This window comes from Haloactinospora alba (assembly GCF_006717075.1).
In the GTDB taxonomy this organism is placed as follows: Bacteria; Actinomycetota; Actinomycetes; order Streptosporangiales; family Streptosporangiaceae; genus Haloactinospora; species Haloactinospora alba.
The window spans coordinates 2597050-2611229 of the sequence record NZ_VFQC01000001.1 but is presented as its reverse complement, the minus strand read 5'-3'; the positions used below and the strand labels follow the sequence as shown (position 1 = coordinate 2611229).

Annotated in this window: 10 protein-coding genes, 1 tRNA gene, 1 pseudogene and 1 riboswitch; of the genes and pseudogenes, 5 read left to right on the top strand and 7 right to left on the bottom strand. The window is 71.1% G+C overall.

Annotated features, from left to right (window positions below):
• Positions 1 to 111 precede the first annotated feature (111 nt).
• The gene (locus FHX37_RS11715; protein ID WP_141923930.1) at positions 112 to 984 is read left to right on the top strand and encodes a DUF6461 domain-containing protein; all 873 of its coding nucleotides are present in this window, start codon (positions 112 to 114) and stop codon (positions 982 to 984) included.
• 63 nt (positions 985 to 1047) lie between these two features.
• Here FHX37_RS11715 and FHX37_RS11710 read toward each other — a convergent pair whose 3' ends face one another.
• The 6 genes and pseudogenes from FHX37_RS11710 to FHX37_RS11690 all read right to left on the bottom strand — a co-directional run bounded on the left by FHX37_RS11710 (position 1048) and on the right by FHX37_RS11690 (position 5475).
• Positions 1048 to 2052 carry a beta-ketoacyl-[acyl-carrier-protein] synthase family protein gene (locus FHX37_RS11710; protein ID WP_141923929.1) on the bottom strand — a complete coding sequence of 335 codons (1005 nt, stop codon included), beginning with the start codon at positions 2050 to 2052 and terminating at the stop codon, positions 1048 to 1050.
• A 57-nt stretch (positions 2053 to 2109) separates the two neighbouring features.
• Positions 2110 to 3330, bottom strand: a complete 1221-nt coding sequence (locus FHX37_RS11705) for a beta-ketoacyl-[acyl-carrier-protein] synthase family protein (RefSeq protein WP_141923928.1) — start codon at positions 3328 to 3330, stop codon at positions 2110 to 2112.
• Positions 3327 to 3578, bottom strand: a complete 252-nt coding sequence (locus FHX37_RS11700) for an acyl carrier protein (RefSeq protein ID WP_170181563.1) — start codon at positions 3576 to 3578, stop codon at positions 3327 to 3329. Before FHX37_RS11700 ends, FHX37_RS11705 begins: the two co-directional genes overlap by 4 nt.
• Before the next feature lie 177 nt (positions 3579 to 3755).
• Complete coding sequence (locus tag FHX37_RS22855) at positions 3756 to 3917, bottom strand: hypothetical protein (RefSeq protein ID WP_170181562.1); 162 nt, start codon at positions 3915 to 3917, stop codon at positions 3756 to 3758.
• Positions 3918 to 4064: 147 nt separating this feature from the next.
• Positions 4065 to 4958 (bottom strand): annotated as a pseudogene (locus FHX37_RS11695) (IS5 family transposase).
• Positions 4959 to 5402: 444 nt separating this feature from the next.
• Positions 5403 to 5475 (bottom strand) — tRNA-Arg (locus FHX37_RS11690).
• Between the two features lie 382 nt (positions 5476 to 5857).
• Here FHX37_RS11690 and FHX37_RS11685 point away from each other — a divergent pair.
• From FHX37_RS11685 to FHX37_RS11675, 3 genes are all read left to right on the top strand, one after another.
• On the top strand, positions 5858 to 6847 hold the full coding sequence (locus tag FHX37_RS11685) for a cobalamin biosynthesis protein (RefSeq protein WP_141923926.1): 990 nt from the start codon (positions 5858 to 5860) through the stop codon (positions 6845 to 6847).
• Positions 6847 to 8370: a cobyric acid synthase gene (locus FHX37_RS11680; RefSeq protein ID WP_141923925.1), complete on the top strand. Its 1524-nt coding sequence runs from the start codon at positions 6847 to 6849 to the stop codon at positions 8368 to 8370. Before FHX37_RS11685 ends, FHX37_RS11680 begins: the two co-directional genes overlap by 1 nt.
• Before the next feature lie 211 nt (positions 8371 to 8581).
• Complete coding sequence (locus tag FHX37_RS11675; protein WP_141923924.1) at positions 8582 to 9220, top strand: DUF4126 domain-containing protein; 639 nt, start codon at positions 8582 to 8584, stop codon at positions 9218 to 9220.
• A gap of 169 nt (positions 9221 to 9389) precedes the next feature.
• Here FHX37_RS11675 and FHX37_RS11670 read toward each other — a convergent pair whose 3' ends face one another.
• A complete protein-coding gene (locus FHX37_RS11670) occupies positions 9390 to 9935 on the bottom strand; it encodes a hypothetical protein (RefSeq protein WP_141923923.1) in 546 nt (181 codons plus the stop codon).
• Positions 9936 to 10043: 108 nt separating this feature from the next.
• A riboswitch (cobalamin riboswitch) is annotated at positions 10044 to 10129 on the top strand.
• A 66-nt stretch (positions 10130 to 10195) separates the two neighbouring features.
• Between FHX37_RS11670 and cobN the strand changes: the two genes are divergently transcribed.
• Positions 10196 to 13927, top strand: coding sequence for a cobaltochelatase subunit CobN (gene cobN / locus FHX37_RS11665; RefSeq protein WP_141923922.1), 3732 nt, complete (start codon positions 10196 to 10198; stop codon positions 13925 to 13927).
• Positions 13928 to 14180: the final 253 nt, after the last annotated feature.

Genomic DNA, 14180 nt, shown 5'->3' with positions numbered 1-14180 from the left:
GTGTTCGGGAGCGGGGATGCGCACCGCACGGTCCTGCCTCGTGGTTCCTCGCGCCTTCCGCCACTGGTGCCGCTTGGCGGTGCTGGGGCGGAGCGGATCCGGCCCTTCCCCGTGGCGGACGCCCTCGAGGAGCAGGCGGCCAACGGCGATCACGACCCGCTCACCGCGCACGCCGTCCGGAAGGGGGAATGGACCGTGCTGGTGGAACCGTCCGGGTGGCAGGGCACCACCCCCTCGGTCGCGGAGCGCGCGTCGGCCGGAACCGAGATGGTCGCCGTGTGGGCGCTCAACGCCAACGCGGAGGGCGCCTTTCTGTACGCCGTCGACGGGACGACGCGGGTGTGTTTCGACCCGTTGCGGCCCCAGGACGGCCTGGGAGCGTCCAACCCCCTCGACGCCGACATGCGCGCGGTCGGACTCGACCCGGAGCGGGGGCGGGAGTCCGGTGCCGATCCGGCCGGCGCGGCTCTGGCGCTCGCCGAGCGGATCACCGGCGTGCGGTTGGAGTCCGCTGACCTCGGCGGGGAACCGCTGGGCGCGGAGCTGTGGCCACTACTGGGTGATGTCGGCGCGGACGCTCGGCGGCTGGAGCCCGACCTTGCGGAGCTGGTCGCCGCTGCGGCACCGGAGGTTCGGCGCCGGGCGGCGGTGGACTACGCACGCTCATGGGCCGAGGAGGCCGGGGTGGCGGACCACCCGGAAGTCACCGCGGCCCTGGAGAGAGCGGAACGGGGTCCGGACGCGCCCGTCGACGATCACTCGGAGCTGGGTCTGCTCCTGCGTTCGTGGGGACAGGAGGCGTGGTCGCCGGAGCCACGGGAGGACCGGTTCGAGCTCGCCCGGACCTCCGAGGCGTTGCAGGCCGCGCTGCATCCCGATCCCGAGCTCGCCCTGCGGAGCGCTCTCGGGTGCGCCACGCACGTCACGGGTCGTTCCCGCGAGGCCGCACGCCGCAACGCGGTCCGCCGTGCGCTGGGAGCCTAGATACGTCGTCTTGGGATGGGCGAGTGTCGGAATCCGTACCTGGCCCTCTCCCGGGGCGCGGGCTCACCTGGGACCGTTGGCCACCACCAGGCAGGTGATGTTGCCGCCGAAACCGAACGACAGCAGGACGGTGTAACCGTCGGGGGTGAGGTCGGGACGCTCCAGTAGCCAGGCGAGGTTGGCCAGCAGGTCACCGGTTCCGATGTGGCCGGTGTCCTGGCCGAGCAGGATGTGGCGCTGGTAGAGCGGCTCGGGCAGCAGGCGCGGTAGCGTCTTGGCTGCCAGCGCCGCCGACATCCGCGGGGTGAGTACAGCGCGGATGCGGGGGTCGGCGGGCTCCAGTCCGGCGTGGTCCAGTGCCGTGGTGACAGTGTCGGTGATCGCCGCGCGTACTGCCGTGAAGGCCTGCGCGGCCGCGTGCCAGTCCTCACGCGACACTTTGTGGCCGGGCCGCGAGGGTTGGAACGGGTGCCGGTGGGCCACCAGCCCTCCCCCGATCAGGGGGTCCCCGCCGGAGGCGACCGCCATGACGGGAAGCGGCCCGGCGCCGCGGGTGAGCAGTGCGGCGGTCGCCCCGTCACTGAGGATGTTGACCAGGGAGTTGGCCCAGCGGTCGTAGGGCAGTGTGCTGAAGTTGTCCGACGTGGCGATGAGGGCGCGGTCGAGGTGCGGCTCCAGCATCATCGACGAGGCGGCGGCGTGCAGGGCGGTCGCGCCCGCGTTGGACATCTCGCAGAATCCCACGCTGGCGCAGGCGGTGATGCCGCTCGCCTGCGCGATCTGGTGGGCGGGCGACCACAGGTGCTCCCCCTGGTCGTAGGACCAGGCGTAGTGGAACAGGGAGACCTCGTCGGCGGTGACATCGCCCAGTTTGAGGGTGTCCTGTGCGGCGGATACCGCCATCTCCTCGACGCTGGTGTCACCGGCGTAGGCGGCCACGGGTCCGGCGGCACGGCGCGCCTGTGTCTCGGTGACGGCCCCGCTGGCCAGCGCCTCCTCCACGTGGTAGCGGTCCGGGGGTAGCCATACCGAGGCCGAGGTGATGCTCAGGGGCGCGTCGACTCTCACTGGGGGTCCCTTCGTCCGTCGCTGGGTGTGTGGCGGCTGGGTCGGTGGGGCGCTGGTTCAGGCGCTGGTGAGTAGCAGTGCCGCGTTCTGCCCTCCGAACCCGACCGACGTGCTCAGTACGGTGCGTATCGATGCCAGTCGCGGCGCCTTGGTCACCACGTCCAGCCCGATCTCCGGGTCGATGTGGTCGAGGTTGGCGGTGGGTGGGATCTCTTGGTGCTCCAGTGTCAGTACCGCGGCCGCCGCTTCCAGGGAGCCGGCGGCCCCATGGGCGTGGCCGATGACGCTCTTGAGCGCGGTCACCGGCGGTGGTGCGGGCAACGTCGCGCGCAGCGCCCTGGCCTCGGCGAGGTCGCCGATCGGGGTGGAGGTGGCATGGGCGTTGACGTGGTCCACCTCGCTGGGGTCGAGTTCGGCGTCGTCCAGGGCGGCGCGAATCGCCAGCTGGGCACCGTGGCCCTGGGGCTCCGGGCGTGTGAAGTGGTGGGCGTCGGCCGAGGCGCCGTATCCGGCTACCCGGGCCCGCGCGCGGGCGCCGCGGGCCCGGGCGTGCTCGGCGCGTTCCAGGGTCATGATGCCCGCGCCTTCGCCCAGTACGAATCCGCTGCGGCGGGGGTCGAACGGCCGTGAGGCTTCGGAGGGAGGGATGTCGTGGGCCAGCGCGTTCATCCGCCAGTAGGTGGCCGCGTAGACGGGGCTGCGCAGTGACTCGCTGCCACCGGTGACCACCACGTCGCAGGTGCCTGAGCGGAGGAGGTCGCGCGCCACGCCGATCGCGGTCGTTCCGGAGGCGCACGCCGTGGCGGTGACGAGGTTCGGGCCTTGGAAACCCTGGTCGAGGGCGACCTCGCCGGCGGCCATGTTGGGGATGCTGCGCGGGACGAACAGTGGGGACATGCTGCGGTAGTCGCCTTCGGCCAGGTGGGCGAAGGCGCGCGCGTAGTGGTTGGGGCTGTTGCCGGTCACCCCCAGCACCACCCCGACCCGGGTGGCGTCGACGGTGCCGGTGTCGATCCCGGCGTCGGCCGTGGCGTCGCGGGCGGCGACCAGTGCCATGTGTGCGAAGCGGTCCAGTCGCCAGCTGGTGCGGCGCCCCAGCAGCGTGTCGGGGTCGAAGTCGGGTACGGCGCAGGAGAAGTCCACCGGGAGGCCGTCCAGCTCGGGGTCGTGGGTGGCGACGGAGACGCCCGAGCGCAGGGTTGCCCAGTTGGCCGGGGGGTCGACGCCGGCGGGGCTGACCATCCCGAGGCCGGTGACGACGATCTCGGGCGTGTTCACTGCGGCCCCCGCGCGTTCTCGTTGGAGGTCCGGCTCATGTGCTCGGCGGCCTGGGCCAGTGTCATCTGCGGGTCGAACTCCTCGAACAGGAACACGTCCGTCTCTTCGTGCAGCATCAGTCCCAGCTCGACCATGGCGAAGGAGTCCAGCTGCAATTCCTCGAAGGTGGTGTCGGGACCGATCTCGCTGGCGTCGAGCCCGAGCTGGTTCGTCAACTGGTCGACGATCAGGTCGTAAGAGGTGCTCAATGCGATCATTCCTTCGTGCTTCAACAGTGTGTGACAACACTGCCACGGAGAGATTGGAGTGCGCAGGTGTTCGCGCAAGCGCGTGGAATGTCGCTGAGGGGTGCTTCAGGGGTGCACACCACATTGACCTGAAGCCGGCTTCAGGGGCTGGGGCTTCGGGCGTTGCTGGCTGCGCCCTCACACGGGGGCAGGCCCGTGCCGCTGTCGGCGCCGCAACCATGACGACCGAGCCCGGAAGTTCCCGGTGGACATGCGGATGACCGCGATGACGTCCATGGACAGCGCCGTACGCGCCCGACAAAGCCAGCGCCCCTTCTCCAGGGCCGCCCTGCGCCGCATCCGGCGAACATTAGCGTCCTCACCGGAGTCGCCTGACCTGGTTCCTGGTGCTCAGCGTCATAGCTGAGGCCGAGCGGGAGGTGTTCCCCTGCATCGGGGGGTTCTACAACGTGTGGCGGCGGCACTCGGCCAACGGCTAGGCCGTGTTTAAGAAGGTGTTGTTGCGAGGTCGCGTAGCCAGATGTCGATCACGGCGATGTGGACCGTGGCCTCGTAGCGCAGGGCGAGCTTGTCGTAGCGCGTGGCCACCGCGCGGAATTGCTTGAGCAGCCCTACGCCGCACTCCACCGCATGGCGGTCCCGATAGGCCCGGGCATCGAAAGCGGGCGGCCGGCCGCCCGCCGACCCCCGGGCTTTGCGGTGGGCCCGCTGGTCGGCGGGCTCGGCGATGGTCGCGGGGATCTTCCTGCGCCGTAGGTAGGCGCGATTGCTCCGGGAGGAGTAGGCCTTGTCGGCCAGCACGCGGTCGGGCCGGGTGCGCGGGCGCCCTGGCCCCGGGCGGGCCACGCGGATGCGCTCCAGCACTCGCGCGAACTGCGGGCTGTCGCCGCGGTGGCCGGCGCCCACCACCACCGCCAGGGGTTTGCGGCCCTGCTCTCCGGCGAGGTGGAGCTTGGTGCCCCACCCGCCGCGCGAGCGTCCCAGTGCGTGGTCGCGGGGTTCGTCCCCGGGCGGTTCGACCTGGTCGTAGGGGGTGCGGCGGGCGCCGGCGGCGTGGGGGTGGGCCCGGCACGTCGTGGAGTCGACCGAGACCCGCCAGTCGATGAGCCTGGCCGTATCGGCCCAGGCCCGCAGTTTCGCCGCGATCAGTGTCCAGATCCCGGCGCGCTGCCAGGTCCGCAGCAGGTGGTAGACCGATTGCCAGTGGCCGTAGCGTTCGGGCACGTCGCGCTAGGGCGCGCCGATGCGGGTGCGCCAGCGGATGCCGTCCAGCAGTTGGCGGCGGCTCCATGTGGGCGGCTTTCCGCGTCCGCTCCTGGCGGGCAGCAGCGGTTCGAGCACGCGCCACTGCTTGTCGGTGAGATCGTTGCGTCCTCCGATCGATACCCTGGCCACCGAGGTCTCCGTGTAGATGGGCTGCTTGGTCGTTGTCCCATCTACCGGAGACCTCGCTCATGCGCAGCCCCGACATGCCGGAGAAGCAGGACAAGCCGGACTTCTTAAACAGGACCTAGCTCAGTCCTGCTGAATATGGACGTCGTCACACCGTTGCGACGGTCTCAGTGTCATACCCACCACAGCTGGCCGGCGAAGCCGCATAAAACACAAGCCCGCCACCTGCCAATTGAACCGAAGCAACTCCAGATCGGTGAGGCCTTGGGTTCGTATTGAAGAAGGTCATTTCAGGCAGCCGCGGGTTTTGGCGTGTATGTGGCGTGATCAACCGCCGATTCCCGGACGCTTCCGCAACCAGCCGTACGGGTACCTAGGCGCCGCTGGCTTGGTTTTTCCAGGTCAGCGGCGCTTTTTTATGCTCAGGAGAGGTGCACCTGGCAGGATTCGAACCTGCGACCGTCGGATTAGAAGTCCGATGCTCTATCCCCTGAGCTACAGGTGCCCGAAAACCCCCGTATACCAGGGGTTCCGTTACCGCGACCGAGTATACCGCCGTGTCACAGCGGTTGGACAGTGCGGGATTGTCTCCCCAGAAGGGGGGCTGTGAATCCGACACTGTCACTCATGGATCCGTAGGAGCGTGACGACGCGCGGCGTGTGCGGGCGTTCAGAAGACCCACCAAGCGCTGACACAGATCAGTACCGCTGTGAGAACCGCGACCGGCACTTCGGTCCTCCTTCCTCTGGGGTGTTCCCGGGTGGATACAGGACTGGAGAAACGAGTGTTACTCTAAGTAATTGTTAGTAACAGTATGTGTTTATCGTTTTGCCGAGTCTTGGGGGAACCGTGAGGGAACGTGTGCCGGGGAAGTACGGTTGACCTCGTGATTACGCCGCACCGTCGCCAACGTGTTCGAGGGATCGCCCGCGGGCTGCTCATCGGGACCGTGCTCGACCGGTTCGTCCCTGAGCCGCGCCGCGGCCACCCCGTAGCGCTGTACGGCACCGTCGCCGCAGCGTTGGAACGCCGCATGTACCGGGACTCCCGCCGCCGGGGAGCCGCCTTCGCCGCGCTCGCCGCAGCGCCGGTCGCCGCTGCGGGCGCCGCGGCGCAGCGGGCGGCTCCCGCGCGTGCCCAGGCCGCGTTGACCGGCGCGGTCACCTGGAGCGTCGTCGGCGGGGCCGCCCTGGAACGGGAGGCGGAACTCATCGCCGCGGATCTGGAAGCGGGCGACCTCGCGTCGGCTCGACAGCGCCTGCCCCATCTCTGCGGCCGGGACCCGGAGAGCCTCGACGAGAAGGGGATCGCCCGCGCCGTCGTCGAGTCCGTGGCGGAGAACACCTCGGACGCGGTGGTGGCCCCCCTGGTGTGGGGTGCCCTCCTCGGTATCCCCGGCCTGGCCGGCTACCGGGCGGTGAACACCCTGGACGCCATGGTCGGCCACCGCTCGCCGCGCTACGAGCGCTTCGGCTGGGCCTGTGCCCGACTGGACGACGTGGCGAACTGGCTGCCGGCACGGGCAACGGCGGTACTCGCGGCTCTGTCCGCACCGGTCGTGTCCGGGAGTCCGCTGCGCGCGTGGCGGAGCTTCCTGCGGGACGGCCGGCACCATCCCAGTCCCAACGCGGGATGGTGCGAGGCGGCCTTCGCCGGCGCGCTCGACAAACGACTGGGGGGACGCAACATGTACGGATCGCGTGTGGACGAGCGGCCCGAACTGGGCGAGGGCGGGCCGCCGGACGCCGGTGACATCCGCCGCGCCGTGCGCCTCGCCCGCACGGTGAACACCGCGGCCGCCGTGCTCGCGGCCGCGGCCGCCGTGCGGCTTTCTCCCGGACAGCGGTCGGGCAGCGCGGAAGCGGGGGCGGTCTGATGCGGCAGGGAGACGGTCACGGGGCCGGCCTGCTGGTGACCGGCACGACGTCCGACGCCGGCAAGAGCGTGATCACCGCGGGCATCTGCCGGTGGCTCGCCCGCCAGGGGGTCAAGGTGGCCCCGTTCAAAGCGCAGAACATGTCACTGAACTCCGTGGTCTCCCTGGACGGGGCGGAGCTCGGCCGGGCCCAGGCCATGCAGGCGGCGGCGTGCGGGATCGAGCCCGCGGCCGAGATGAACCCGGTGCTCCTCAAACCGGGAGGGGAGCGCACCAGCCAGGTCATCGTGCACGGGCGCGCGCTCGGTGAGGCCGACGCGGTGAGCTACCGGGACTACACCGGCCAGCTGCGGGAAGCCGCGTTGGAGGGCCTCACCCAGCTGCGGAAGGACTACGACGCGGTGATCTGCGAGGGGGCGGGAAGCCCCGCGGAGATCAACCTGCGCCCCACGGACATCGCCAACATGGGGCTGGCGCGCGCGGCCCGCCTTCCGGTGCTGCTCGCCGGAGACATCGACCGGGGAGGCGTGTTCGCCGCGCTGCACGGCACGGTGGCGCTCCTGGAACCCGCCGACCAGGCGCTGATCTCCGGGTTCGTGATCAACAAGTTCCGGGGCGCGCCCGAGCTGCTCGACCCCGGTCTGCGGATGCTGCGCGACCTCACCGGCCGGCCGGTGCACGGTGTCCTGCCGTGGCTCGACGGGCTGTGGCTGGACACCGAGGACTCCCTGGCGCTCAGCGCCGACCGGGGAGAGGCGCGCCCTCCCGTGGGTGAGCAGACACTGCGGGTGGCCGTGGTGCGGTTCCCCCGGATCAGCAACTTCACCGACATCGACGCGCTCACGGTGGAACCCGGCGTTGACGTGCGGTTCGTGACACAGCCGCAGGAGCTGGGCGACGCCGACCTGGTCGTGCTGCCGGGCAGCCGGGCCACCGTCGCCGATCTGGCCTGGCTGCGCCGCCAGGGGCTGACGGAGGAGATCGCACGCCGGGCGGCCGCCGGCCTGCCCGTCCTGGGGATCTGCGGCGGGTACCAGATGCTCGCCCGGGAGATCCACGACGACGTCGAGTCCGGCCAGGGCCGGGTCCCCGGGCTGGGACTGCTGCCCGCCACCGTACGGTTCGCGGCGGAGAAGACCCTGGGCCGCTCGCGGGGGACGGCCTACGGCCATCCGGTGAGCGCCTACGAGATCCACCACGGCCAGTTCGACCCGGAACCGGGGGCCAGCAGCGCCGAACCGTTCCTGGACGGTTACCGGGACGGTTCGGTGTACGGCACCACCTGGCACGGCGCGTTGGAGAACGACGCGTTCCGCCGGGCGTTCCTCTCCGACATCGCCCGGCAGGCCGGCCGGAGCTTCACCCCGGCCGCGGACACCGACTTCGCCGCCGAACGCGAGGCCCGCCTGGACGCGCTGGGTGACCTGGTGCAGCACAACCTCGACACGGACGCGCTCTGGCGCCTGCTCGAATCCGGCCCGCCCACCGGCCTGCCCGTGGTCCCACCCGGTGGTGCCTCCTAGGGTCCTCCCGCCGGGGTTCCCACCCCACGGTCCCGACCGGTGGGGTGGGAAGCGCCCGGCCGCCGCCGGTGCCGGAGCGCGGGAACGCCCCGGGCCGAGTGCTCTCCCGTTCTGGCGCCCCGTATCCGCACGCGCCATACTGTCGGTGCCTCCCGAACCCCGACCCCCGCTGGCTGCGGCAGGGACACCACCCCCTACCCCGAGGAGAAGCATGCTCGCCGCCCTGACCGGCACGGGACTCTCGGCCGCGGCCGGGATCAACGCCTACATCCCACTGCTGCTGCTCGGTGCGCTCGCGCGGTTCACCGACCTGGTGCAGCTGGGATCAGGGTGGCAGTGGTTGGAGCACCCCGCCGCGCTCGGGACGGTAGGGGCGCTGCTGACGGTCGAGTTCGCGGCGGACAAGGTCCCCGTCGCGGACAGCGTCAACGACGCGGTGCAGACGTTCGTCCGTCCCACGTCGGGAGGGGTCACCTTCGGGGCGGGGGCGTCGTCGGTCGCCCTGGAGGACATGGCCACCGCCGGGGACGCGGTGAGCGGAGACGGCTCCTTCGGGTCCGTCGCGGCCGGGGTGGTGATCGCGCTCGCGCTGCACGCGGTCAAGTCCCTCGCGCGGCCACTCATCAACACGGCCACCCTCGGGTCCGGCGGTGCGGTGGCGAGTCTCGTCGAGGACGCCTCGAGCCTGAGCCTCGCCGTGCTCGCGATCCTCGTCCCGATCGCGATCCTGCTGTTCGTCCCGGTGTTCGTGTTCCTCGTGTGGTGGCTGCTGCGGCTGCGCGGGAAACGCAAGCGGGCCAGAGCGAACCGGAACCGGGTACCCACGGGGCCCGGCCCGCACCAACCGTGAGGGGCGGCTTCGGGCGGCGGCGGGGGAGCGGGGAACACCCGGCAGCACTCCCGACGGCGTTGCTGGGCGTTCGGTGCTTCCGCCTGCGGGAACGCGGTCGTGCGCCCGCCGTTCGCGTCAGTCCGCAGCGGGCAGCGGGGAACCCGCCGCGCGTTCTGGACCCGTCCGGTTACGCCGCCGCGGCGGCGAGCTGGCGGGCGTAGTTCACCTGCTGCATCACGTATGCGACGGTGTTCGGCCCGTGGACGCCCACCATCGTGGAATGGAACATGCCGTGGCCCTGAACGGTCACCTGGATGTTCCCGCCCCACTTCTGCTCCTTCATGAGGAGGAACAGGAGACCGAGCAGGCAGAACCAGATGAAGACGATGGCGAGCACGATCCCGGCGGTGGAGATGTTCTCGTTGTACTGGCTCATGTCCGTCACCGTCCAGGTCGTTCCCGCGATGGGGAACCGTCCGGCGGGGGTGATCACCTCGTGCTGGGTGATGGTGATGTCCCCGATCACGGTGAGCGCCTGCTGCTGGGGCGCGGCCGCCTGGTAGTGCTCGGGAGGCGCCTGCCAGCCGCCCGTCTGCGGATTCTGGCCGTGCGGCACCATCTCACCGGAGGAGAACCCGCCGGAGGACGGGTTCTCCTCCGGAAACGAGTCGCCGGACGAGGGTTGCGGATACGGGTTCGCGGAACCCTGGTGGGGGTCGGGGTAGTGACTCATAAGGGGATTCTGCCAAACGGGGGGTCGCCCCAAAACCACACAGTGCCTCGGGCAGGGCCGAACACGGTAACCAGGCCGTCCTCTGCGAGGATGGTCCCCGGCGGCGCGGAGGAACACGGTGCGAGTCCGTGGCTGTCCCGCAACTGTCAGGGGCCCGGCCCGGGGCGTGTGGCCGTGGCCCGAGCCAGGAACTCCGCGGCGCCGTGTACCTGTTCCGTGCCGGGGCGAGGACCCCGGTTGTCGAGATAGAGGACCCCGTCGTGGCTACCATCCTGCTGTTGTCCACAGCCGACACCGAGCTGCTCGCCGCCAGATCCGCCGATGCGGGATACCGCACCGCCAACCCGTCCCGTACCTCCGCCGCGGATCTCACCGACCTCCTGGACGGGGTGGACATCGCCGTCGTCCGGTTGCTGGGCGGGCGCGAGGCGTGGCCGGACGGGTTGGAGGCGTTGCGGTCCAGTGGGGTACCGTTCGTCGCCCTGGGCGGGGAGTCCGCACCGGACGCCGAGATGATGGCCCTGTCCACCGTTCCCTCCGGCACGGCCACCGAGGCGCACGCCTACCTGCACGAGGGCGGCACCACGAACCTCCGCCAGCTCGCCCGGTTCCTCTCCGACACGCTGCTGCTGACCGGTGAGGGGTTCGACCCTCCCCAACCCATGCCCGAGTACGGCGAGCACGGTTCCTACGAGCAGCGTCCGGACCGGCCGACCGTGGCGGTGATCTTCTACCGCGCCCACGAGCTCTCCGGGAACACCGCGTTCATCACCACCCTGTGCACGGAGATCGAACGGGCCGGCGGTAACGCCCTCCCCGTGTTCTCCGGCTCGCTGCGCGGGGTGTCGCGGGAGAACAAGCCCGGCCTGTTCGAACTGCTGGACCGCGCCGACACCGTCATCACCACCGTTCTCGCGGCCGGCGGCGCGGTGGCGGCCGACGCCAGCGGCGGCGGGGACGAGGACGCCTGGGACGCCGGGGCGCTCGCCGAACTGGACGTCCCGATCCTGCAGGGCATGGTCCTGACCTCCACCCGCGAACAGTGGCAGGCCTCGGACGCTGCCCTCACCCCGATGGACGCGGGCATGCAGGTCGCCATCCCCGAGTTCGACGGCCGCCTGATCACCGTCCCGTTCTCGTTCAAACAGGTCGACGAGGACACGGGCATCCCCACCTACGCCGCCGACCCGGAGCGCGCCGCGCGGATCGCCGGGACCGCTGTGCGGCACGCCCGGCTGCACGCGGTACCGACCCCGGAACGCCGCCTGGCCCTCGTGCTGTCGTCCTACCCCACGAAACACTCCCGGGTCGGCAACGCCGTCGGCCTGGACACCCCCGCCTCGGCGGTGCGGCTGCTGCGGGAACTCGCCGCGCGCGGTTACGACCTGGGAGAGGACGACACGCTCTTCCGCCGCCCCGGGCCGGACGAGGACCGCCGCGAGGACGACGGCGACCCGCTGATCCACGCCCTCATCGCGGCGGGCGGCCACGACGTGGAGTGGCTGAGCGAGGACCAGCTCGCCGCTGCCAGCGCCCGCGTCCCACTGGACGACTACCTGCGCTGGTTCGAGAAACTGCCGGCGGAGCTGCGGGACAGCATCGTCCGGCAGTGGGGCGACCCGCCGGGCGAGCTCTACGTGGACGACTCCCGGGGGCGGCCCGAGATCGTGCTGGCCTCGTTGCGGTTCGGCAACGTGGTGCTGATGATCCAGCCGCCGCGCGGCTTCGGGGAGAACCCGATCGCGATCTACCACGATCCCGACCTGCCGCCCTCCCACCACTACCTCGCAGCCTACCGGTGGTTGGAAGCCGGCAGCGACGACGGAGGCTTCGGCGCGGACGCCGTTGTCCACCTCGGCAAGCACGGGACGCTGGAATGGCTGCCCGGCAAGGGGCTGGGGCTCGCCGCCGAGGACGCCCCGGACGGCGTACTGGGGGACCTGCCGTTCGTCTACCCGTTCATCGTCAACGACCCCGGGGAGGGGACCCAGGCCAAGCGCCGTACGCACGCCACCCTCGTGGACCATCTGGTGCCGCCGATGGCCCGCGCCGACACCTACGGCGACATCGCCAAACTGGAACAGCTCCTGGACGAGTACGCCCAGGTGACCGAACTCGACCCGGACAAGGCGCCGACCCTGCGCAGCCAGATCTGGGAGCTGATCACCTCCGCCGAACTCCACCACGACCTGAACCGGGACGAGATGCCGGGTGAGGACGAGTTCGACGACTTCGTCATGCACGTGGACGGGTACCTGTGCGAGATCAAGGACGTGCAGATCCGGGACGGTCTGCACATCCTCGGCGGCGCCCCCCAGGGGGAGGACCGGGTCAACCTCGTGATGGCGGTGGTGCGCGCCTCGCAGGTGTGGGCGGGACAGGCGGGTGCCCTCCCCGGGATGCGGGCGGCCATCGCCGAGGCGTTCGGTCTGGACGAGAAGGGCCTCCTGGCCGAACCCGGTGCCCGCGTCGACGTCCCGGGGAGCCTGACCGGGATCGTCGACGGCCCCGCCGCCACGGCGTCGGACGCCATCGACCTGATCGACACGCTGGCGCGCCGGATGGTCGAGAGCATGGACTCCGCCGGCTGGCCGCCGGAGCAGGCGGAGACCGTGGTGCGCAACGAGATCGGGTTCCCGGTCGAGGACGCGCGGCGGGTACTGGCCTTCGCCGCCGAGGAGGTGGTGCCGCGGCTGGCGGCCACCACCGACGAGATCGACGCGGTGCTGCACGCCTTGGACGGCGGCCACGTTCCGGCGGGACCGTCCGGCTCTCCCACCCGCGGTCTGGTGAACGTGCTGCCCACCGGCCGCAACTTCTACTCGGTGGACCCCAAGGCCGTACCGTCCCGCAACTCGTTCGAGGTGGGCCAGGCGCTGGCGGACTCGCTGCTGCGGCGCCACCTCGAGGACAACGGCGAGTACCCGGCGTCGGTGGGGCTGACCGTGTGGGGTACCGCGGCGATGCGCACCCAGGGCGACGACATCGCCGAAGCGTTCGCGCTGCTGGGTGTGCGCCCGCGGTGGGACGACGCCTCGCGGCGGGTGACCGGTTTCGACGTCATCGACCTGGAGGAGCTCGGCCGTCCGCGCATCGACGTGACCCTGCGCATCTCCGGTTTCTTCCGGGACGCCTTCCCGCACGTCATCGGTCTGGTGGACGACGCGATCACGGCCGTGGCCGAGCTGGACGAGCCGTTGGAGAGCAACTACCCGCGTGCCCACGCCATGGCCGACCACACGGAGCACGGTGACTGGCGCCGCGCCACGAGCCGGATCTTCGGGTCGAAACCGGGCGCCTACGGGGCGGGGCTGCTGCCGTTGATCGACGCCCGCAACTGGCGCGACGACGCCGACCTCGCCGAGGTGTACGCGGTGTGGGGCGGCTACGCCTACGGGCGCGGGCTCGACGGCCAGGAGGCGCGCGCCGACATGGAGTCGTCGTTCAAACGGATCTCCGTGGCGGCGAAGAACCAGGACACACGTGAGCACGACATCGTCGACTCCGACGACTACTTCCAGTACCACGGCGGTATGGTCGCCATGGTCCGGCGGCTCACGGGAGCGAACCCCTCCGCCTACGTCGGCGACTCGGCCAAACCCGACCAGGTGACCACCCGGACCCTGGGTGAGGAGACGCGCCGGGTGTTCCGCGCCCGCGTGGTGAACCCGCGCTGGATCGCCGCCATGCGCGGCCACGGTTACAAGGGCGCGTTCGAGCTGGCGGCGACCGTGGACTACCTGTTCGGCTACGACGCCACGGCCGGCGTGGTGGACGACTGGATGTACACGAAGCTCGCCGAGACCTACGTCTTCGACGAGCAGAACCGGGAGTTCCTGGAGCAGTCCAACCCGTGGGCGCTGCGCGGCATGACCGAGCGCCTCCTGGAGGCCGCCGACCGCCAGCTGTGGGAACAGCCCGACCAGCAGACCCTGGAGCGCCTCCGCGAGACCTACCTGCGTCTGGAAGGAGAGCTGGAAGAGGGCGAGTGACGCCGCGGGCCGCGGCCGGGTCCGTGCGGTCGGCGCCCCCGCTGTTCCCTGCGCGGCCGGCTACCCAGCGTGAATTCCGGAGCGTGACAGTGCGCGAGTCCCGCCCGGTGGCAGCCGCCTCGTGCGCTGCCGCCGGGCGGGGAGGCCCGGCGGGGTGCGGCCGCCCCCTGCGGTTTCCGGCCCGGCAGGACTGTCACGTGCCGCCACGGAGAGTGTTCTGTGGCTCCGGGGAGTGCTTGATCCCGCTGATCCG

Bases quoted from the DNA above. Each gene is read 5' to 3' on its own strand.
- FHX37_RS22855 (WP_170181562.1), bottom strand. From the start codon at position 3,917: ATGCGGCGCAGGGCGGCCCTGGAGAAGGGGCGCTGGCTTTGTCGGGCG.
- FHX37_RS11680 (WP_141923925.1), top strand. From the start codon at position 6,847: ATGCGGCAGGGAGACGGTCACGGGGCCGGCCTGCTGGTGACCGGCACG.
- FHX37_RS11670 (WP_141923923.1), bottom strand. From the start codon at position 9,935: ATGAGTCACTACCCCGACCCCCACCAGGGTTCCGCGAACCCGTATCCG.
- FHX37_RS11675 (WP_141923924.1), top strand. From the start codon at position 8,582: ATGCTCGCCGCCCTGACCGGCACGGGACTCTCGGCCGCGGCCGGGATC.